The organism is Streptacidiphilus fuscans, assembly GCF_015690355.1.
Taxonomy (GTDB): Bacteria; Actinomycetota; Actinomycetes; order Streptomycetales; family Streptomycetaceae; genus Streptacidiphilus; species Streptacidiphilus fuscans.
Map to the genome: position 1 here is coordinate 317,931 of NZ_JADPRT010000006.1, position 20,496 is coordinate 338,426.

The 20,496-nt window shown below is 72.4% G+C and carries 20 protein-coding genes; 12 read left to right on the forward strand and 8 right to left on the reverse strand.

Features of this window, described 5'->3' with window-relative positions; translation table 11 throughout:
• Positions 1-8: 8 nt before the first annotated feature.
• On the reverse strand, positions 9-704 hold the full coding sequence (locus tag I2501_RS17310) for a DUF998 domain-containing protein (protein WP_196194934.1): 696 nt from the start codon (positions 702-704) through the stop codon (positions 9-11).
• A gap of 170 nt (positions 705-874) precedes the next feature.
• On the opposite strand from I2501_RS17310, the gene I2501_RS17315 reads away from it, so the two are divergent.
• Positions 875-2,083 carry a permease gene (locus I2501_RS17315; protein WP_196195059.1) on the forward strand — a complete coding sequence of 403 codons (1,209 nt, stop codon included), beginning with the start codon at positions 875-877 and terminating at the stop codon, positions 2,081-2,083.
• 39 nt (positions 2,084-2,122) lie between these two features.
• On the opposite strand, the gene I2501_RS17320 is transcribed toward I2501_RS17315, so the two are convergent.
• Both I2501_RS17320 and I2501_RS17325 read right to left on the reverse strand, forming a co-directional pair.
• Positions 2,123-2,956, reverse strand: coding sequence for an LLM class flavin-dependent oxidoreductase (locus I2501_RS17320; protein ID WP_328806416.1), 834 nt, complete (start codon positions 2,954-2,956; stop codon positions 2,123-2,125).
• Between the two features lie 106 nt (positions 2,957-3,062).
• Positions 3,063-4,571, reverse strand: a complete 1,509-nt coding sequence (locus I2501_RS17325) for a glycoside hydrolase family 47 protein (protein WP_328806417.1) — start codon at positions 4,569-4,571, stop codon at positions 3,063-3,065.
• A gap of 262 nt (positions 4,572-4,833) precedes the next feature.
• On the opposite strand from I2501_RS17325, the gene I2501_RS17330 reads away from it, so the two are divergent.
• Positions 4,834-5,262, forward strand: a complete 429-nt coding sequence (locus I2501_RS17330) for a VOC family protein (protein ID WP_196194936.1) — start codon at positions 4,834-4,836, stop codon at positions 5,260-5,262.
• Complete coding sequence (locus tag I2501_RS17335) at positions 5,259-5,858, forward strand: HD domain-containing protein (RefSeq protein WP_408022743.1); 600 nt, start codon at positions 5,259-5,261, stop codon at positions 5,856-5,858. Before I2501_RS17330 ends, I2501_RS17335 begins: the two co-directional genes overlap by 4 nt.
• A 58-nt stretch (positions 5,859-5,916) precedes the next feature.
• On the opposite strand, the gene I2501_RS17340 is transcribed toward I2501_RS17335, so the two are convergent.
• Entirely contained in the window at positions 5,917-6,642 is a 726-nt protein-coding gene (locus tag I2501_RS17340) for a ribonuclease H family protein (protein WP_196194937.1), read from the reverse strand.
• A gap of 145 nt (positions 6,643-6,787) precedes the next feature.
• Here I2501_RS17340 and I2501_RS17345 point away from each other — a divergent pair, with 145 nt between their 5' ends.
• Positions 6,788-8,728 carry a glycoside hydrolase family 5 protein gene (locus I2501_RS17345; RefSeq protein ID WP_328806419.1) on the forward strand — a complete coding sequence of 647 codons (1,941 nt, stop codon included), beginning with the start codon at positions 6,788-6,790 and terminating at the stop codon, positions 8,726-8,728.
• A gap of 66 nt (positions 8,729-8,794) precedes the next feature.
• Here I2501_RS17345 and I2501_RS17350 read toward each other — a convergent pair whose 3' ends face one another.
• Complete coding sequence (locus I2501_RS17350) at positions 8,795-9,826, reverse strand: LLM class flavin-dependent oxidoreductase (protein ID WP_196194939.1); 1,032 nt, start codon at positions 9,824-9,826, stop codon at positions 8,795-8,797.
• A 131-nt stretch (positions 9,827-9,957) separates the two neighbouring features.
• Positions 9,958-10,560: a hypothetical protein gene (locus tag I2501_RS17355; RefSeq protein ID WP_196194940.1), complete on the reverse strand. Its 603-nt coding sequence runs from the start codon at positions 10,558-10,560 to the stop codon at positions 9,958-9,960.
• A 255-nt stretch (positions 10,561-10,815) separates the two neighbouring features.
• On the opposite strand from I2501_RS17355, the gene I2501_RS17360 reads away from it, so the two are divergent.
• On the forward strand, positions 10,816-11,064 hold the full coding sequence (locus I2501_RS17360) for a hypothetical protein (protein WP_196194941.1): 249 nt from the start codon (positions 10,816-10,818) through the stop codon (positions 11,062-11,064).
• Between the two features lie 94 nt (positions 11,065-11,158).
• On the opposite strand, the gene I2501_RS17365 is transcribed toward I2501_RS17360, so the two are convergent.
• Together I2501_RS17365 and I2501_RS17370 are read right to left on the reverse strand one after the other, a co-directional pair.
• Positions 11,159-12,304, reverse strand: a complete 1,146-nt coding sequence (locus I2501_RS17365) for a DegT/DnrJ/EryC1/StrS family aminotransferase (protein ID WP_196194942.1) — start codon at positions 12,302-12,304, stop codon at positions 11,159-11,161.
• Positions 12,301-13,530 carry a DegT/DnrJ/EryC1/StrS family aminotransferase gene (locus I2501_RS17370; protein WP_196194943.1) on the reverse strand — a complete coding sequence of 410 codons (1,230 nt, stop codon included), beginning with the start codon at positions 13,528-13,530 and terminating at the stop codon, positions 12,301-12,303. The genes I2501_RS17365 and I2501_RS17370 overlap by 4 nt, the downstream gene beginning before the upstream one ends.
• Before the next feature lie 155 nt (positions 13,531-13,685).
• Between I2501_RS17370 and I2501_RS17375 the strand changes: the two genes are divergently transcribed.
• The 7 genes from I2501_RS17375 (at position 13,686) to I2501_RS17405 (ending at position 20,459) form a co-directional block, all read left to right on the forward strand.
• Positions 13,686-14,762: a Gfo/Idh/MocA family oxidoreductase gene (locus I2501_RS17375; protein WP_196194944.1), complete on the forward strand. Its 1,077-nt coding sequence runs from the start codon at positions 13,686-13,688 to the stop codon at positions 14,760-14,762.
• Positions 14,752-15,726: a sugar phosphate isomerase/epimerase family protein gene (locus tag I2501_RS39410; protein ID WP_236046531.1), complete on the forward strand. Its 975-nt coding sequence runs from the start codon at positions 14,752-14,754 to the stop codon at positions 15,724-15,726. Before I2501_RS17375 ends, I2501_RS39410 begins: the two co-directional genes overlap by 11 nt.
• A complete protein-coding gene (locus tag I2501_RS17385; protein ID WP_328806420.1) occupies positions 15,723-17,126 on the forward strand; it encodes a M20/M25/M40 family metallo-hydrolase in 1,404 nt (467 codons plus the stop codon). The genes I2501_RS39410 and I2501_RS17385 overlap by 4 nt, the downstream gene beginning before the upstream one ends.
• A complete protein-coding gene (locus I2501_RS17390; protein WP_196194946.1) occupies positions 17,053-18,213 on the forward strand; it encodes an Ldh family oxidoreductase in 1,161 nt (386 codons plus the stop codon). The genes I2501_RS17385 and I2501_RS17390 overlap by 74 nt, the downstream gene beginning before the upstream one ends.
• The gene (locus I2501_RS17395; RefSeq protein ID WP_196194947.1) at positions 18,213-19,292 is read left to right on the forward strand and encodes a Gfo/Idh/MocA family protein; all 1,080 of its coding nucleotides are present in this window, start codon (positions 18,213-18,215) and stop codon (positions 19,290-19,292) included. The genes I2501_RS17390 and I2501_RS17395 overlap by 1 nt, the downstream gene beginning before the upstream one ends.
• Positions 19,289-20,194, forward strand: coding sequence for a carboxymuconolactone decarboxylase family protein (locus I2501_RS17400; protein WP_196194948.1), 906 nt, complete (start codon positions 19,289-19,291; stop codon positions 20,192-20,194). The genes I2501_RS17395 and I2501_RS17400 overlap by 4 nt, the downstream gene beginning before the upstream one ends.
• A gap of 67 nt (positions 20,195-20,261) precedes the next feature.
• Positions 20,262-20,459 (forward strand): hypothetical protein, encoded by a 198-nt coding sequence (locus I2501_RS17405; protein WP_196194949.1) that lies wholly within the window; start codon positions 20,262-20,264, stop codon positions 20,457-20,459.
• Positions 20,460-20,496: the final 37 nt, after the last annotated feature.

Below are 20,496 nucleotides of genomic sequence, written 5' to 3' on the forward strand. Positions count from 1 at the left end.
ACTGGAGGCTACGCCCAGGAGGCCGCCAGGGCCGGGCGACCCGCCAGGTGGGCCAGGTCGGCGATGGCGTCGCTCTTGACGAACCAGGCCAGGCCGAAGGCGAAGACGCTGACCGACTCGCCCGCGAAGACCGGAGTCAGGCCGGCCACGCCGCCCCAGTGCAGCAGCGCCGTGGCAAGTATCGTGACGATGCAGGCCAGGATGACCACGCCGCAGACCAGGTAGAGCCGCTTGCGCCGCTCCCCGTCCGGCTCGCCGTCGTCGCGGAAGAGGCGGAGGCAGAAGAAGGCGAGCGCGGAGAAGACGATCGCCGCGGAGACGGTGTGGATCGTGCCGACGACGTCCGTCGCCGTGGTCGGATGCGGGACGAGCGACGAGGGCGGCCAGGTGGGGCAGAGCGAGACGACGATCGCGAAGAACCCAGCGATCGAGCTCCAACGGTCCTCACGCGGGCTGTGCCGGTAGCAGATCAGCACGACGCCGATGGCCCACAGGCCGCCCACGAAGACGTTGCGCATGTGCGTGTAGTACGAGCCGCTGAGCGAGTCGAGCAGGCCCAGATGGGCCGAGAGCAGGCTGTTGCCGAGCGGCAGCACGATCGGCAGCGAGATGCCGATCACGCCCACGCCGACGCGCAGCCGCTTGACCGTGGTGGCGTCCTGCTCGGTCGTCCCGTCCGCCGGAACGGGTCCTTCCGTCGTCATCTCCTGCCCCCTTGCGCATGCGGGCGCGCCACGTGCGAAGTGACGCTGTGTAAGAGGTGATACGCGCAGCGTGAGCACATGTCAATCGGCCTGTGGATATCCACCGCGCGAATACCCCCTGGGGGCATAGTGGGATCATGACCGCTTCGCGCGCCGACACCTCGTCAGCACTGCATGCCCTCACCCACGCGCTCGCCCTCATCGGGTCGATGACCTGGGAGATCACCTGGGCGCTGATCCTCGGCTTCCTGCTCTCCGCGATCGTCCAGGCCGTGGTGCGCAAGGAGACGGTCGTCCGAAGGCTGGGCGACGACCGTCCGCGCACGCTCGCGGTAGCAGCCGGGCTGGGCATGGCGTCCTCGTCCTGCTCGTACGCGGCGGTGGCGTTGGCCCGGTCGCTGTTCCGCAAGGGCGCGAACTTCACCGCGGCGATGGCGTTCGCTATCGCGTCGACCAATCTGGTCGTGGAACTCGGGGTGATCCTGGCGCTGTTGATGGGCTGGCAGTTCACGCTGGCGGAGTTCGCCGGCGGGCCGGTCATGATCGTGGTGCTGGCCGTGCTGTTCCGGTTCACCCTGCGCGAGCGGCTGCTGCGCGGGGCACGCGAGCAGGCGGACCGTGGGCTGGCCGGGTCGATGGAGGGCCACGCGGCGATGGACATGTCGGTGCGGCGCGGCGGGTCGTTCCGGCAACGGCTGTTCTCGGGCGACGGATTGACCTCGGTGTCGCACGTCTTCGTGATGGAGTGGGCGGCGATCCTGCGCGACCTGGTGATCGGACTGCTGATCGCGGGCGCGATCGCGGCGTGGGTGCCGGACTCCTTCTGGAGCCACTTCTTCTTCTCGGGCCACCCGTTGGCGTCGAAGATCTGGGGACCGCTGGTCGGCCCGCTGGTCGCGGTGGTGTCGTTCGTCTGCTCGATCGGCAACGTGCCGCTGGCGGTGGTGCTCTGGAAGGGCGGGATCAGCTTCGGCGGTGTGGTCGCGTTCATCTTCGCGGACCTGCTGATCCTGCCGATCCTCGCCATCTACCGCCGCTACTACGGCACGCGGATGGCGCTCTACCTGCTCGGGACCTTCTACGTGGCGATGGTGGTCGCCGGGTACGCGGTCGAACTCGTCTTCGGCGGGCTCGGGTTGGTCCCGGACCAGCAGCGGGCGCGGGTCCCCATGGAGGGGGTCAGCTGGAACTACACGACCGCGCTGAACATCGTCTTCCTGGCCCTGGCGGCGGTGCTGGTGGTGCGCTTCCTGCGCACGGGCGGGCGGCAGATGCTCGCGATGATGGGCGGCGAGCCGGACGGAGGGCGCGACGAGCACGCCGGGCACAACGGGCATGGCGGGAACGCCGGCCATGACGGGCACGCCATGCACCAGTAGGTCCGGCATCACCAGGCCACCGACCGCTGGGGCCCCGGCTCACCAGCGAGGCGGTCCGGCGTCGACGACCGCCATCGACAGCTCCAGCGGGTCGAAGTGGATCAGCGACTCCAGCCACCAGGTCATGCCGGCCTCGGCGAGCCCCTTGAGATCCACCTGCTTGTCCTCCTCCCAGGCCGCACTGGCGTTGCCGCGCACGGCGATGTCGAACGGCCGGTCCGTCGGCAGGCCGGCTCGGTGCAGTGCCCGGAGGATGTCGGCGACCTCCTCCGGAGTCAGCTCGTGGTCGTCCGGGTTCGGGAAGATGCCGTCACAGCCGACGGCGCGACTGATGACCCTCGGATGGTTCGTGGAGCTGGCCATCCAGACCGGGATGCGGTGCGGCTCCGGCTTCGTGGCCGCCAGGTTCACCCGGTAGTGCGGACCGCTGTGCTCGATGGCCTCACCAGCCCACATCGCCCGCATCAGGGCGAGCCCCTCGGTCAGCATCGCCGAGCGGGTCGCCAGGTCGGCAGCCTCCCCGAAGCTGCTGAAGTCGCCGGACTCGTCCACGCCCACGCCCGTCCCGACCACGAGTCGTCCCTGTGAGAGCCTGCTGACGGTGGACGCCTGCCGGGCCACGATCCACGGACGGCGCCGGGCAGGCGGCGTGACGGTCGGGCCGAGCAGCAGCCTCTCGGTGGCCTGCGCGACGGCCGCCAACGTGGTCCAGGTGTCGGCGATCGGCATCGCCTCGGTGACCACGTGATCCCACAGGAACACGCCGTCCCATCCCGCGGCCTCCGCCCGTACCGCCAGTTCGACAAGGACGTTGGGGTCACCGAACGGGCCGAAGGGCGGCAGGTAGACACCGAAGCGCACGTGCTCGTTCACGGAACCTCTCCCGGGACGACAGCTGGGGCGACTGCTGGGACGAGCGCGGGCCGCCGGGTCGGCGGGTCGGTCCGCGAGCCGTCGGTGCGCCCGTTCCAGTCTGGCGCTACAGCCACTGCGGGCGCAGGCCCGCCAGCGCTTTGCCCTCGGTCGAGAGCATCCCGACCCGGTAGTCGAAGCGCGGGGTCCCCGAGAACATCAGCCACAGGTACTTGAGGTTCTCCGCGAACCAGTAACCCGGCGTCAGGTCGTCATAGGAGCGCGCCGATCCGGCCGGAGCGGTCACGTCGCGGAGGTTGGTGTAGCCGCCGGGGACGCGCTGCCGGTCGCGCATGGCGAGGAACCAGCGGAAGGCGCACTCCTTGTAGTGCTCGTCGCCGGTGATCCGCCACAGGTCGAACGCGGAGTTGGCGTACTCGGGCCGGAGTTGGCCGGAGCGGTCGAGCGGGGCCAGCGTGGTGTAGTCGATGGACTCCGGCAGTACCGGGTGGCGTTCCAGCACGGCGGTCCAGGAGTCGAAGTACGCCGAGCCCTCGCGCACGGCGCCGCCCTTGCCCAGCAGGCCCGCGTAGAAGGCGCCGAGTTCCAGCTGGGTGGTCGGGCCGTTGGGGCGTCCGGTGCGGAAGTCGACGGACCGGAACCAGAGCCGTCCGCCGGCGCGGACCGCCTGGTGGCGCAGGATCGCCGCAGTCAACGTCTGGTACCAGGAGCTCAGTTGGGCGTCGCGGAGCAGCGCGCCGCCGTTGCAGAGGTACTCGTAGAAGGAGTCCACCGGAGCGTTCGGTGCGACGCTGGTGCAGTCGGCCCAGCGGCCGGTCTCGACGTCGATCGAGGTGCCGAGCAGGTCCAGCGCGCTGCGGCGGGAGATGACGGCCCGATAGGCGCGCAGCGAGGCGTCGTAGTAGCGCGCGTCGCCGGTGAGCCGGCTGAGCAGGCCGAACTCCATGGCGTTGCTGCCGATCTCCGCGAGTGCGGCCACCTTGCCGCGCACCGCGCCGGTGCGCAGGTTGACGTGGGTGTAGGGCATGCCGGTCGGTGAGGCGGTGAAGGCGGGCAGCAGCCGGTCGGCGAGCTCGCGGGCGCGGGCCAGCAGGGCGGGCCGTTGGGTCGCCTGATAGCCCGCCAGCAGGCCGCCCACGAGGCGGATGACCACCTCGAAGATCTGCACGTCGGCGTTCTGCACCGGGTCGAAGTGCTGCTCGATCCAGTCGCAGCAGCGGATCACCTCGGCGTCCTCGCCCATCAGGAAGAGCGTGTCCAGCGCCTCGACGATGGAGAGGCCGAAGGTGTGGCCGGGCGCGAAGAAGTCGTGGGTGGTGCGGCTGATCGGCCGGGCCTCGTCGTGCCCCCAGGCGACGTCCTGGTATCCGCGCCAGCCGTGCAGGTACTCCTCGCGGACGGCGGCGGCGGAGATCGCGTCCGCCGACACGCTGGGCTCCGCGGGCGCTGCCGCGCCCAGCACGAGCGCGGTCGCCGTGCCGCCGACCCCGGCGGCGAGCACGGTGCGGCGGCTGGGCCGGAGGCCGCGCCCGCGGGACTTCGGGGACGCCGGGTCCGCCGGGGACGCCGAAGAGGCTGAGGAGTCCGGGGACGTCAGCGGCAGTGGGAGGGGCACAGGGGTGACCGTCATCCCGTCAGCAAGCCAGGCCCGACGCTTGTCGGATGATATCCACGCCGTCGGCTCACTCGATCGGGTCGCCCTGCCCGCCGATCGCCGCAGTGCGCGGAGGTGCGATCGTCACTGCGGGTGACGGACCGTCAGAGCTGTCAGAGATTTCGCCCGGACGGGTGGCCTGGCCGGGAATGCCCACCCGTCCAGGCGCGTTGACCTGCGCGAACGGCTCGTCGGCGAGCCCTGGTCCAGTCGAGAGGTCACCGTGTCCGAACAGCCGCACGCCCCTGTCCGCGAACTCCGCCTGGTGGTGACCGCCGACGACTACGAGGCGGCGCTGCGCTTCTACCGCGACGTCCTCGGCCTGCCCGAGCGCGCCGCGTTCTCCTCCCCCGACGGTCGGGTGACCATCCTGGAGGCCGGGCGCGCCACCCTGGAGATCGCCGACCCGGGCCACGCCGACTACATCGACGACGTCGAGGTCGGCCGCCGCGTCGCGGGCCAGATCCGCGTCGCGTTCCAGGTCGACGACGCCCCCGCCATGACCGCGCGCCTGGCTGAGGCGGGCGCCGAGGTCCTCGCCGAGCCCACGCGCACCCCGTGGAACTCCCTCAACTCCCGTCTGAAAGCCCCGGCCGCGCTCCAGCTGACCCTCTTCGAGGAGCTGGGCTCCCCCTCGGAGCCCGTCGAGTGACGGCCGCACTCACCGACGTGCGCGCGATCGCACTGGACCCGTGCGCGCGGCCACCACTGCGGCCGTTGCCCGAGTCGGTGGCCATGCTCCTCGCCGAGCTCGATGCGCCGCCCCGCCTGGCGGCGCACCTGCGGGCCGTGCACGACGTCGCGGCGCGGGTCGTCGCATGGTTGGAGGGACGCGACGGCACGAGGCCGCCGTTCGACCCGGACGCCGTGCGGTTCGGCGCCGCCACGCACGACATCGGCAAGGTGCTGCACCGTGCCGAGCTCTCCGGCCCGGGTGACCGGCACGAGGAGGACGGTCCGGCCCTGCTGGTCGCGCACGGCGTCGAGCCGGAGCTGGCCCGCTTCGCCGGCACCCACGCGCGGTGGGACGCGCCGGGTGTCGGCTTCGAGGACCTGCTGGTCGCCCTCGCCGACAAGGTCTGGAAGAACAAGCGGGTGGCCGACCTTGAGGACCGCGTCGTCGTCGCCCTCGCCGAGTGCGGCGGCCGGGAGCGCTGGGAGGAGTTCCTGGCGCTGGACGAGGTCCTCTCGCGTCTCGGCGACGGCGCGGACGGGCGGCTCGCCTACCAGGCCGCCCATCCGCTGTGATCCGCTGTGATCCGCTCACCGAACAGCAGTTGAGCAGCTCGTCCGACCGGTCGTCGGCTCAGGCGAACGAGGCCGCGCACTCCGGGTGGCCCCAGCTGGAGCCGACCTTGGTGATCTTGTCGCCCTTGGCGTAGGGACGGGAGCAGGGGCAGGTGCCCGGGTAGCGGGCGGCCAGCGTGCGGGCGGAGCCGGAACCCGAGCCAGAGACGGTCGAGGGCTTCGCCGAGGCGCCGGAGGCGGACTTGGCGCCGCCGCGGGAGGGGCGACTCAGGCGGGCGCGGCCCTCGGCGGTGACCGGGACCGGGACCGGCAGGTCGTCGCCCGTCCCGGAGGCGTCGCGCTGGTCGCGGGCGGCGTCGCTGGCCGCCTTGTCGGCGATGGCGTTGAGCGGGTCGCCGTCGACCTGGTGCGCGGGGACGTAGACGAAGGAGACGTCGCGGCCGGTGAGCAGCTCGTCGATGTGCTGGATCAGCTCGCGGTTGGCGACGGGCTTGCCGCCCGCCGTCTTCCAGCCGTTGCGCTTCCAGTTGTTCAGCCACTTGGTGACCGCGTCGCGGGTGTAGGTCGAGTCGAGCCGGACCTCCAGCGGGACCGCCGGGTCGGTGGCCTCAAGGAGTTGTTCCAGCGCGGTGAGCTCGCCGATGTTGTTGGTGCTGTGCCCGAGTGCTCCGGCGCGCCAGCGCTGGGGGACGCCGGTCGCGTCCGCGACCACGTAGGCCCAGGCGGCAGGCCCGGGGTTGCCCTTGGCGGCTCCGTCACACGCAGCGATGATTCGATCGACCATGCACCGATCATCTCAGACCGGTGTGGGGGGTCGATTCGCGCTCCGCTGGGCAGTCTTCTCCCGCTGCGTCCACCGCACCGTGCGCAGCAGTCCGGCACCACGGCACCACGTATCCACCGTGACCCACTGGCCTCAGGGAGCGCACGTGACCCGTACCGGTCTGCTCCGCCGCGTGTTCACCGCCGCGGCGGGCATATCGATCCTGCTGTTAGGCACCACCGCAGCCGCTCCGCCGCCCACCTCGAAGGCCGCGCCCGTCGCGCCCGTCGCGCAGACCGGCGCGCAGCTCGCGGCGTCCTGGACGGGGCCGCTGAGCACCCGCGGCCGGTACATCGTCGACGCGAACGGGAACCGCTTCAAGCTCAAGGCCGGGAACTGGGACGGCGCCGAGGGCCACTACCTCGGCAGCGGCGATCCGACTCAGCCCGCGAACAACCACGCCGGCGAGGTGTCCTACGACATCCCGCTCGGGCTGGACCGGGCTTCGCTCCCGCAGATCCTGGCGGACTTCCACACGCTGGGGCTGAACGCGATACGCCTGCCGTTCGCGGACGCGCTGATCCACGACACCTCGATCGTCCCGAACGCGGCGGTGGCAGCGAACCCGCAACTGGACGGCGACACCCCGCTGCAGGTCTACGACGCCGTCGTGGCCGCGCTCACGAACGACGGCTTCGCGGTGATCCTCAACAACCACACCACCACCTACCGCTGGTGCTGCGGCGTCGACGGCAACGAGCGCTGGAACAGCGGCCAGACCACCGCGCAGTGGGAGGCCGACTGGCTGTTCATGGTGGCCCGGTACAAGGACAACAAGCGCGTGGTCGGCGCGGACCTGCGCAACGAGGTGCGGCGCGACGTCACCGACGACCCCAACTGGGGCTGGTACGACGACCACGACGAGTACGCCGCGTTCGAGCAGGCCGGCAACACGATCCTGCAGGCCGACCCGGACATGCTGATCATCATGGAGGGCATCAACTGGACCGGCGTCCCGCTCAACGGGCTGCCGCACGGCCGACCGATGCTGACCCCGGTCGCCAACCTCTCCAACACGCTGATCGACTCGGGCAAGCTGGTCTACTCCGCGCACTTCTACGCCTACACCGGCCCGGCCAACTCCGGTGCCACCAGCGGACTCGGCGTCACCAGCGACCCGCGCTACGAGGACTTCGCGCCGCAGCAGCTGGCGCAGGTGGTCAACCAGGAGGCGCTCTTCGTCACCCAGTCCGGGCAGCACTTCACCGCGCCCGTGTGGGTCAGCGAGTTCGGGGCGGCCGGACGGGGCTCGACGGACACCAAGGAACAGGCCTGGTTCGACAACTTCACCAACATCCTGGCGCAGAACGACACCGACTTCGCCATCTGGCCGCTCATCGGCTGGACGGACTCCAGCGGCAATCTCCAGGACAACTGGGCCCTGCTCTCCTACGACGCGAACGGCAGGCGGACCGGCATCGAGGACCCCGGCGACTGGCGTGCCACGGACTGGAACGCGCTGGTCGACGCGCCGAGTTACACCGGCCAGGTGCCGCAGGTCGACCACTGGAACATGCTCGACCTGGACCACGCCGACTACGACGTCTCCAGCACCATGCTGGCCCAGCCGGACTGGTCCTACGGCAACCGCAAGGGCGACTGCCCCGACTCCGAACGCCTCGTCGGCCTCGGCCGCAGCGACAGCCGCGGCCTGTGCACGGACGCGGGCGAACCGCAGAAGGCGTCCGGCGCCTGGACGGTGGTCACCGACGAGCGGTACGTGACCGAGGGCGACTGGGCTCCCGGCTACAGCAAGCTCCAGTGCCCGGACGACAGTTTCGCGGTCGGCTACAGCGTCAACGGCAACGCGATGGCCGCGCTGCTCTGCGCCCCCTCGGCAGCCGCCCTGCCGACGACGGGACATGACGTCTGGTTCGACCAGGGCGACAACCGGCCGAGCAGCGGCGGGTCCGTCGCCAGCGACTGGGCGCCCGGGTACTACAAGGGCCAGTGCGCAGACGGCGAGTACCTCGCCGGGGTGGCCTACACGTGGAACGGCAACCAGGGCGGCGTGCCCGACGCGCTGCTCTGCCGTCCGCTGAGCTGAGGCTCGCCGGTGCGTTGAGGCTCGCCGGTTCGCTGAGGCCCGTCCGGTGGTGCGCGGCCCGTCGTCTCAGGCGGCGGGCCGCCAGCCGAGTGCGGGGCCGAGCCGGGTGGCGATGTCGGTGAGGATCTGCACGTAGTCCTCGTGGTCGAAGGTGAACGGCAGGGCGAAGGCAACCTCGTCGACCTGCTGGAACGCGGCGTGGGCGTGGAGCCGTTCCGCGATCTCGGCCGAGGTGCCGACCAGGTCCGGGGCGAAGAGCAGGCGGCCGGGCCCCTGCGGCGCGGTCGTGCGCGGCAGGCGGGACGCCGCGTAGGCGCGGTACTTCGCCTGCTGCTCGGCGGAGGCGCTGTCGGTCGGGATCACCACCAGCCCCTGCGAGACGCGGGCCCGCTCGCCCTCGGGGTGGTGGGCGCGGAACTCGCGGATCTGGGCGAGTTGGACCGCGGCGAAGTCGTACCCGGCCTCGTCCGGGCCCTCCGCCCTCACCACGCTGCTGGCCAGCAGGTTCATCCCGTTCTCGCCCGCCCAGCGGGCGGAGCGCAGGCTCGCGCCGCCGTACCACATCCGCCGGGCGAGGCCCGGGGACTGCGGCTGGACGCGGTCGGAGAAGACCTCGATGCCCTCGACCCCGCGGAACTCCGTCGCGGCCTCGCCCCGGACGAAGCGGAGCAGGCGAAGGACCCGCTCGTAGCTGAAGTCCTCGGCCTCGGCGGTGTCCGGATAGAGGGCGCCCTTGACGTCGTCCCAGTGCATCGGCGGGCCGACGCTGACGCCGGGATTGAGGCGTCCGCCGGAGAGGATGTCGACGGTGGCCAGGTCCTCGGCCAGGCGCAGCGGGTTCTCCCAGCCGAGCGGGATCACCGCGGTGCCGAGCTCGATCCGGCGGGTCCGCTGCGTGGCGGCGGCGAGGACGGCGATCGGCGAGGAGATCCCGTGCTGGAGGTGGCGGTGCCGGAGCCAGGCGCTGTCGAAGCCCAGCTGCTCGCCGAGTTCGATCAGCTCCAGGGTCGAGGCGTGGCCGGGGCGCGGGTCGGCCGGGTCGAACAGGCCGATGGTCAGGAAGCCCAGCTTCCGCAGCGGTTCGGAGTGCGTCGGCACGGGGTGCTCCTCCCGGGTGGGTGATCTTCCGCCATCCTCCGTCATCCGGGCCGGTGCGCGCAGCGTTCGACCGCCGAACGACACAGCGGCGACACACGGCGCAACAGGGGGCAACACGGCGGCACGGAAGCTCAGTCCGGCGGCGGGTCGTGCAGGGCGCCCTCGTGGCGGGTGGCCTGGGCGACGGCGCGGGAGAGGCGCTGGGGAGGTCGGTGCGGCTCCTCGCTCAGCTGCTTGAGCCGCCCGCCGACGGTGTCGGTGAGGCTCAGCACGATGGGCGCGGTCACCACGACCGAGACCTCCAGCCAGATCGCGATGTGCGGGGACAGGTCGTCGGCCTTGTCGGCAAGGGAGTTGAGGCACTGGATCATCACCATCCCCTGCGCCACGTACCAGCAGCTGCCGAGCAGCCAGACCACGGCGAACCGAACCCGCAGGCCCGCGGGGATGTCCCGCTGGAAGTCCCGCCGCTGCAGGTTGCCGGGGTAGTTGCGGTGGGCCTCGGCCAGCTCGCTGCTGTACTTCTCCAGCGGCGGGACGACGATCTCGACGGTCCGGGTCAGCGCCCGGTAGAGCCACCATCCGGGCAGTCCGCGGACGGCGGTCCAGTAGGCGCGCAGGGCGACGGCCGTTCCCAGCACCTGCCCGGCGGCGACCACGGCGGCTATGCCGCCGAGCGTGCTCCAGAAGACCTCGTGGTACATCCCCGCGATTCCCACTGCTCCGGGCGTCATTTGACCAGCGTGCGTCAAGTTCGGCTTCGGTGACAAGGGGTGACGAACAGTTACCGCGTGGGAATCAGTTTCGGCCAACCCTGAATCGAGGTCAGAACGGGCGTTATGTCCGTTCCGCCCGTTCGACCAGCGGCCGGAAGAGAGGCGTGGGTGGCCGAGACCTGTCGACCCAGCCGAAAACCCGGCTGCCGTTGTCAGTGGGCTGCGCCAATCTCCAAGGACCCGCTTCTCACTCCCCCGGAAAGGAAGTCCGACATGGGCCTGTTCACCGACACCCGGCCGTCCCCGCACGAGCTGACGGAGCTGCGCCTGATGAAGGCGGGCGCGCCGTCCGACTGGAAGCGCACCCGCCACAAATGGCTGCTCGGCGCGGGTCTGGTCGTCGGCTTCTGGGCCGGATCACATCTGAGCCCGGCCACGCCCACCGCGTGCACGACACCGTCACCGTCCGCATCTGCGCATCACGCCAGCGGGACCGCGCCTCCCGCGGCGGTCCGGCCGTAACGGCCGCGGGGCGGAGCAGCAAGGGGGCGGAGCTGCGACGGGGGTGCTCGGCGCGCCGGGGCGAAACTCGATGGAGGTTCGCCCCGGCCGCTGGTCACGACGTCAGCGCGAACTCGCGGACCGCGTCCGCGAGGTACTCCACCTCGGCGTCGGAGAGCTGCGGGTGGACCGGGAGCGAGAGCATCCGGTCCCCGGCGCGCTCGGCGGCGGGCCACTCCGCCGCCGGGTCCACGCCGACGCCCGCGTACCGGGCGAAGGCGGGCTGCCGGGGCAGCGTGCGCGGGTAGTAGACGTGCGAGTCGATGCCGCGGTCCGCGAGGTGCGCCGCCAACGCGTCGCGGCGCTCGGCCTGGACGGTGTAGACGTAGTAGCAGCGCCCGTCCCGGCCCGGGGGCGGGGCCAGGACGCCGTGGTCGGCCAGGTCGGCGAAGCGCTCGGTGTAGTGCTCGGCGATCCGGGCGCGCCGCTCCAGGCGGGCCGGGAAGCCGGGCAGCCGGTGCAGCAGGAACGCGGCCTGGATCTCGTCGAACCGGCTGTTCCAGCCGATCCGGTGGTGCAGGAACCGGGTCCGGCCGTCCTGGCCGTGGTTGCGCAGCATCCGCACCGTGCGGCCCAGTTCCGCGTCGCGCGTCACCACCGCGCCGCCCTCGCCCGCCGTGCCGAAGGTCTTGACCTGGACGAACGAGTAGACGCCCGCCTCACCGGCGAGCCCGGCCGGCACGCCCCGCCGGACACCGCCCTGAGCCACGGCGGAATCCTCCACCAGTCGCAGCCCGTAGGCCTCCGCGAGGGCCGTGAAGCGCGGCATGTCCGCCATCACCGAGAACATGTGCGCGGGCATCAGCGCCTTGGTGCGCGGGGTGATCCGGCGCTCCATCACCTCCGGGTCGACGACCATCGTCCACGGGTCGACGTCGGCGAAGACCGGTACCGCGCCGAGCGCGACGACCGAGCTGGCCAGCGGCGCGCAGCCCAGTGCCGGGACCACCACCTCGTCGCCGGGGCCGATCTCCATCGCGGCCAGCACCAGCGTCAGCGCGCTGGTGCCACTGCCGCAGGCGACCACGTCGGCCGCGCCGAGCTGCTCGCGCAGCGCCTCCTCGAACCGGGCGGTGTGCTCGCCCAGGATGAACCGCTGGCTCGCGCCCTCCGGGCAGCTGGTCCCGATCTCGTGGACCAGGCGGACCAGGTGCTCCCGGTCGGCCTCGAAGAGGTCCGGCGGGAAGAAGTGCAGCCTCATGCGCGGGCTCCCTCGATGCGGGGGTGGGACGTGCTCGGGCGGAAGGAGCGGATCAGGTCGCAGGCCCGGTCGACGGCGTCGAAGGTCAGGTCCGGATAGAGCGGCAGCGCGAGGGCCCGCGCACAGGCCGCCTCCGCGCGCGGGAAGTCGCCGGGCCGGTGGCCCAACTCGGCGAAGCAGGGCTGGAGATGGAGCGGAGTCGGGTAGTAGGTCTCGGTCTCCACCCCGTGCGCGGCCAGGTGGGCGGCCAGCTCGTCGCGGTGCTCGACCTCGATCAGGTAGACGTAGAAGACCGGGTCGGCCTTGACCCCGTCGCGTGCGGCGACCGGCGTCGGCAGCCGCAGCACGCCGGGCGCGCCGTCGAGACGTTCGGTGTAGGCGGCGGCGAGTTCGGCACGCCGGGCGATGTCGGCCTCCAGCCGGGTCAGCTTGGCCAGCAGCACGCACGCCTGGATGTCGTCCATCTTGCTGTTGTAACCGGGCACGCCGCTGCTGGTGTTGATGGTGCGGAAGTCGCCGAGCGTGCGGCCGAACCGGCCGTGGTGGCGCAGCGCGTCGACGGTGCGGGCGATGGCGTCGTCGTCGGTCAGCACCGCTCCGGCGTCGCCGATCGCGCCCAGGGTCTTGGTCGGGAAGAACGACAGCACGCCGCCCACGCCGAAGAGGCCGGCGTGCACGCCGTCGCGGCGCATGCCGATCGCCTCGGCGCTGTCCTCGACGACGACCAGGTCGTGCAGCCGCGCCAGCTCGCCGAGCCGGGCCGTGTCGGCGAGTTGGCAGAACAGGTGGACCGGCATCAGGAACCGGCAGTCGGGGGTGAGCACCCGCTCGACCGAGACCGGGTCGATCGCGTAGCTGATCGGGTCGATGTCGGCGAAGACCGGCCGTCCGCCCGCCAGCACCACGGAAGAGGCCGTGGCGACGAAGCTGAAGGCGGGGACGACCACCCCCTCGCCCTCCCCCGGTCGCAGCCCCGCCGCGCGCAGCAGCAGGACCAGCGCGTCGGTACCGCTGTTGACGCCGATCACATGGCGGGCACCGGTGTACGCGGCCAGTGCGTGCTCGAACTCACCGACCTTGGCACCGTGTGAGAACTTTCCTTGGGCCAGCAACTCGGCGAGGTGCCCGTCGATGACCTCGCGCAGCCCGGCAAAGGTCTCCGCCTGGGTGAAGAACGGTACGCCGGGCGCTGGTTCGCGCCGACCGGAGCAGCTGAGGGGGTCCATGTCCGCCTTTCTCCGTCAGAAAACATCCCGAAGCTAATCCACATCCGTTCACGAACTGAGGGAAACCTCGGTCGCACTGGGACGATTCACCCGATCAGGTAAACCACGCCAAGGAATCTTTGACTTGGGCCGATTTGCCCACCAGGCTCAGGCACATGCTCCGAACACTGGTCGTGGGACTGGGCCGAGCCGGCGCGGGTCTGCATCTCCCCGTCCTGGCCAAGGCCCGGGCACAGCAGCCGCACCTCTTCGCCCCCGGCCCGGTCGTCGGCGTCGACCCGCATGCCGCCCCCACGACGGGCGGCGACGCGGAGAGCGACGCCGACGGCGCGCTGCGGATCGCGGAGTCGCTGCACGCCGCGCGGCGGTTGCTGTCGCCGGACAAGACGGTGGTCCACGTCTGCACGCCGCCGCTCGGGCGGCCGGAGGTGATCCGCGACCTGCTCGGGGTCGGCTTCCGCAAGCTGCTGCTGGAGAAGCCCGTCGCCGCAGGCACCGACGAACTCACCGAGGTGGTACGCCAGATGGGCCGCCCTGGGGTGCAGGTCGCGGTGGTCGAGCCGTGGTCGGCCAGCACCCTGACGGAGCGCCTGGCCCGACTGGTCAGCAGCGAGGCCGACCCGAGGGGAACGCGGCTCGGTTCGCTGCGGCAGATCTCGGTGGTGCAGAACAAGCCGCGCTTCCAGCGCTCGCTCACCACGTACGGCCATCCGACCGCCTTCGACGTCGAGACCCCGCACGCTCTGGGCGTGGTGTTGCACCTGGCCGGGGACGCCGAGGTCACCTATGCCTCGTGCACCGACATGGTGCTGCAGGGACGCGTCCTGCCGCGCATGGGCAGCTGCTCGGTCCAACTGCACCACCGCGGCGGTGTCCGCAGCGAGATCCGCTCCGACCTGACCTCGCCCGTCCGCGAGCGGCGGATCACGCTCCAGTTCGACCACGGCACCGTGATCGGCCACTACCCGGCCGACTCCGCCGACGACCACGCCCAACTCCGGCTGGTCACACCGGGTTCGGCGAGCCCACCCAAGCAGGTCTTCCGCGACGACGCCTTCACCGCCTTCCTGCTGCGCGCTTACGCCGACTTCGACGGCGAGGGCCCGCCCGCCGAGGCCTTCACCCGCCAGGTGCGCACCGTGGAACTGCTGGCCGAGGCGAAGCGCCGCTGCGACAGCGGCCTCACCGCCGAACTGCGGCTGATCGACGAGGTGCTGGCCCATGTCAAGTGACTGTGCGTCAACACACCTGTTGCTGGCTGGGATCGGCGACGAGGCCGCCCTCGGCATCGACGGCCAGATCGCCGCGGTCACCGAACTCGGCTGGCACACGGTGGAACTGCGCACCGTCGACGGCATCCCGCTGGCCGACCTGGCGGAGGCGGCCTTCGACCACGCGGTCGGCGCGCTCGCGGACGCGGGCGTCGACGTGGTCGCGGTGGACGCCCGGATCGGCGGCTGGGCGCGCCCGGTGACCGGCGACTTCACCGCCGACCTGGACGAACTCGACGTCCTGGCCCGCCGCTGCGCCCGGCTCGGCACCCGCTACGTGCGCGTCATGTCCTACCCGAACGACGCCCACGGCCCGCTCGACCCGGCCGCCTGGGAGGCCGAAGTCCTGGGCCGCACGGCCGTTCTGGCCCATCGCGCCGCCGACGCCGGGCTGGTCCTGCTCCACGAGAACTGCTCCGGCTGGGCCGGGACGGACGCCGAGCGCATGGTCCGACTGCTCGACGTCACCGGCGGCGCGGGCTTCGGGCTCCTCCTCGACACCGGCAACGGCCCGGCGTACGGCTACGACAACCACGCCCTGCTCCGCCGCCTCCTGCCGTGGACGCGCAACATCCACCACGTCCACATCAAGGACGCCGTGCTCGGCCCGGACGGCCGTCCCGACTACCGGGACCCGGGCGCAGGCGAGTTGCGGATCGCCGAGGGGCTGCGGCTGCTGCTCGACCACGGCTACACGGGCGCGTTCTCCCTCGAACCACACATCGCCGTCCGCCCGCACGAGAACCACAGGGACACCCCGGAGGAATGCCACGCCGCCTTCGTCCGCTGCGGACGGGCGCTGCAACGGCTGCTCGACGACTCCGTCCTGCCGCGGCTCGGCGGCAAACAGGCGGTGCAGGACGTGCAGGACGTGCAGGATGTGCAGGATGTGCAGACCGTACAGACGGTGCAGGCCGCCCGGTGACGGACCACGCGACGACGGCGCGCCTCACCCCCGACGACCACGCACTGCTGCTCGACCTGCTCTCCCTCCCCACGGTCGGCCCGCTGGAGCAGCAGCCGGACGCTCCGCCGCCCGAGCTGTGGCAGGCCCAACACCGCTACGCCGTAGCGGCGGCCGAGCTCGGCTTCACCGTGCTGCACCACGCCGCGCCCGACCCTGAGTGCCTGCGGTGTCCGGACACTCCGTTGACGGTTCGTCAAGCAGCGGCTGACCAAGCCGACTTCCTCGACGACCAACCGAGCCTGGTCCTCTCCCTCGGCCCTGCGACCGCGCCACGCGAGCGGACCGTGATGGCCAACGTCCATCTGGACACGGTCGCCGGACAGCAGCCCGTCTCCTTCGACGGACGCCGCTTCCACGGGCGCGGCGCGATCGACGCCAAGGGCCCGGCCGTCGCACTGCTCGCCGGCGTGCGCGCGGCCGTGGCGGCTCGGCCGGACCTGCCGCGCGACACGCGGATCCTGATCCAGGCGGTCTCCGGCGAGGAGGGCGGCGCACTCGGCACGTTCGGCACGCGTCCGCTGGTCGAGGCCGGGCACTACGGCCGACTCAACCTGTTCTGCGAGCCGACGGGCGGCCGCGCGCTGCTGCGCAGCACCGCGTCGATGACCGCGCGGATCGAGGTCGCGGGCGAGGACGCCGTCGACGACCGTCCGGGCTCGGGGCACAACGCGACCGTGCTGCTGGGCTTTCTGGCGCACCACCTGGCCGTCGTCCTCGACCCGGCGCTCGACCCGGCCGACGGCCAGATCTGCGTGGCCGGGCTGCACACCGGCACCCTGCACAACCGCGTCTACGGGAGCGGCAGCCTGCTGGTCAACCTCTCCTACCGCAGCGCAGCCGTCGGCCGTCGTCTGGAGCGCCGGTTCCTCGACGCGGTGCAGGGCGGATTGCGGGCCTTCGCCGACGCCCACCGGGGCAGCCACCGCCTCGCCCGGACCGCCGCCGACGCACCGACCGCCACCCGGGTCACCTGGCTCAAGCGCGGCCTGCCCGCCCTGGACAGCGAGGACGCTGGCGCGTCCTGGCTGCTCCCGCTGCTGGCCCGCGCCGACGTGCCACTCTGGCCCGCCGACGAGCCCGCCTTCACCTGCGACGCGATCTGGACGGGCGGCCTGCCCGACGCCCGCACCGTGGTGCTCGGCCCCGGCAGCCTCGACGCCAACCACGCCCACGCCGAGGGCGAGTTCGCCGACCTGTCCGACCTGGACGGCTTCGCCTGTGCCGTCGCCCGCCTGCTCACGCAGTTCACCCGAGAGACACCGTCCGCAAGGAGCACCGTCCCGCATGCCGCTGTCGAGCCCACCACTCCTCCCCGCTCAGTTGACGCCGCGTCAGGGCAGCCGGCTGGTCGACTATGACGACCTGCTGCGCTTCACCGCCGACGTCTTCCGCCGCTGCGGGCTGACGTCGGCCCGTGCCGCCGTCGCAGCCGAGGCGCTCTGCTACGGCGACCTGACCGGCATGGACTCGCACGGGTTGACCAACCTCACCCGCCTCTACCTGCCACTCTTCGAGCAGGGCCGGGTCGACGCCGCCGCCGAGCCGATGCTGACCACCGACGCGGGCGCGGCCGTCCGCCAGGACGCGCGGGGCGCGCTCGGGCTGTGGTCGGCCGCCGCCGCGATGGACCTCGCCGTCGAGCGGGCCGGGCGGTTCGGGATCGGGCTGGTCTCCGTCCACGGAGCCACCCATCTCGGCTGCGCGGGCTACCACGCGGCCCGCGCCGCCCACCGCGGCATGGTCGGCATCGTCGCGTCCAACTGCGGGCGTCAGCGCATCGCCCGCCCGCCGGGCGGACTGCGCACCCTGCTGGGCACCAACCCGCTCAGCATCGCCGCGCCTGCGGGCGCGCACCACCCGTTCGTCCTCGACATGAGCACCACGGTCGCCCCGACCGGTCGCGTCCGCGCCGCGGCCAGGGCCGGGCAGCCGGTCCCTGCGGGGTGGCTGGCCGACGACGCCGGACGGACCGTCACCGACGCCGCCGCCTTCGACCGCGGCGAGGCGCATCTGCGCTGGCTGGGCGGCGCGGCGGAGACCGGCGGCTTCAAGGGGTTCGGGCTGGGCCTGGCCGTGGAGGTGCTGGCCGCGCTGGTCAGCGGCTCCGGTCGCGGACCGGAGCCGGCGGCGCTGGACGCCGACGGCGGGCCGTCCGGCCGGGACGACGACATCGGCTTCTTCGTCGCGGCCGTCGCCCCCGGCGTCCTCCGCCCGGAGGGCGAGGTGGCCGCCGACGCGGCGAGCCTGTTCGGCACGGTGCTCGACTGCCCTCCGGCGGATCCGGCCGCGCCGGTCCGCTACCCCGGGTGGGCGGAGGCCGAGCGCGCGGCGCGTCACCGCGCCGACGGCGTCCCGTTGTCCGCCGCACTGTTCGGCGAACTCACGGACGTGGCTGAGCGGTTCGACGTGGCGGCCCCTGTGGTGCGTGCGGAGGAGGCTCACTGATGGAGGGTCAGACTCAGGAGCGGGGTCAGACTCAGGGTCGGGGTCAGAGTCAGGGTCTGTCCTTCGCGGTCGTCGGCCTCGGCGTGATCTCGAAGTTCTATCTCGCGGCGCTGGAACGCTCGCCCGCCGCCGGGCTGGTGGCCGTCTGCGACCGCGACCCCGCCGCGCTCGCGCCCTGGCAGGGCCGCGTCCCGTGCTACACCGACCATCGGGAGCTGCTGGCGCAGGAGCGGCTCGACGGTGTGATCGTCACGGTCCCCAATGACGCCCACGCCGCCGTCTGCGGCGACGCGCTGCGCGCCGGGGTCCCGGTCTGCGTGGAGAAGCCGCTCGCGCTCACCTCGGCCGAGGCGGCCGGGCTGACGGCTGCGGCCGAGGCGGCGAGGGTGCCGCTGTTCACCGCCTTCCATCGGCGCTACAACGCCCGGGTCCGGCAACTGGCCCGGCAGTTGGAGCCGTGCCGGGACGAGATCGCCTCGGTGGTGGTGCGGTACTTCGAGCAGATCGAGGAGCACGCGGGCGACGACAGCTGGTACCTGGACCCGGCCCGCTGCGGGGGCGGGTGCGTCGCCGACAACGGCCCGAACGCGTTCGACCTGGTCCGCCTGCTGCTCGGCGACCCCGCCGAGCCCGCCTCACCCGGAGCGCCGGCCCGGCTGGCCGTCAGCAGCGCGACCATCGACTACGACGACGCGGGCGTCGACCGCCGGGCCGTCGTCGAGCTGTCGGCCGCCGGGGAGCGCACGCGTGCCCGGGTCGAGCTCGACTGGTCCTACCCCGGCGAGGTCAAGGACGTCACGGTCACCCTGACCGACGGCACGGTCCGCCACGCCGACATGCTGGCCGGTCACCACGGCTTCAAGGCCTCGCTCTGGCACGAGTACGAGGCGATTCTGGCCGACTTCGTCACCCGAGCGGGGTCGCCGCTCCGCGAGGACGACGGCGGTCGGGCGGCGCTGCGCCTGGTCGAGGCGGCGTACCGGGCGTCGGAACACGCACCGGAAAGCGGCTCGGACCACGCCCCGGACCACGCGTCGCTGCCCGCCGCGCGAGCGGGCGAGGCGGTGGGCGTGCGATGACCGTCCTGGAGGCGCCAACTCTGCCGCCCCTGCGGGAGAACGGCGCCAAGCGCTCCGTCCACGGGCGGCTGGTGAAGGTGCTGCTGCACCGCAGGGACGACCGCGGCATGGCGCTCGAACCGCACGCCGCACGCTGCGTCCGCGCGGGCGAGGTCCACGAGCTGGTCACCACCGACCACGACGACACCACGCCCGGAGCGCGGATCGACCGCGTCGGGTTCCTCGGCTTCGTGGAGCTGGGCAACGCGGGCGTCATCGACCGCGGCGACACCGTCCGGATCGGCGGACGAACCGTGGGCACTGTGCTGGGTTTTGACGCCTGCCACTTCCCCAACCACTACAACATCCTGATCCACGCGCCGGTGCCGCTCACCGGCGCGGACCTCGGGCTCGTGCCCGAACTGACGGTCACCTTCGAACCGTTGGCCGCCGTTCCCTCCCTCCTCCCCACAACACCGGAGCACACCATGCCCGTTCTCGACCCCGTCGGTTCCGCGCCGGACCTGGCCCAGGCGATGGTCTCGGTCACCGAGCTGGCCGACACCGGCCTGCCGAAGGAGACGGTCGCCCTGGCCGAGTTGCTCCGGCTGCACGTCTCGCAGCGCAACGGCTGCGGCTACTGCACCACGCTCCACCGCGACGCGGCGCTGGCCGCCGGGCAGGACCCGGCCAAGCTCGACGCGCTCGCCGGCTGGCCGAACGCCGCACACTTCTCCGCCGAGGAGCGCGCCGCACTCGCCGTCGCCGACCACCTCACCCGCGAGGACAGCGGCCCTATCCCGGACGCGCTCCGCGCCGACGCGGCCAGGCACTTCGAGCCGAGCGTGCTGGCCCGGCTGGTCTGGACGATCGCCGCGACGAACGCCTGGAACCGCATCGGGCTGGCGTCCGCCGCGGGTTAGAGCGACGCGACTCCCGCAGGCGACCCCGAGCGCGGACGAGATCGAGACCGACCCGCATCACCGCGGCGTGGTCACCCTGCAGCTGAGCCCGCTCGGGCAGACGCTGGTCGACCAGGTCCTTCAGTGGCGGGAGCACGAGCTCCCCCGGATCCTGGCGCGGCTCGATCCCGGGCTCCGTGCCGCCACCGCCGACGGCCTGGACGCGTTCCACCAGGTCGTCGGCGAGGACTACGCAGCCGACCTGTACGGTCCGGTCCCGCTGTAGCGCCGGGAACAGCGCCTTTCCGAGGCTGTCCCGCCCA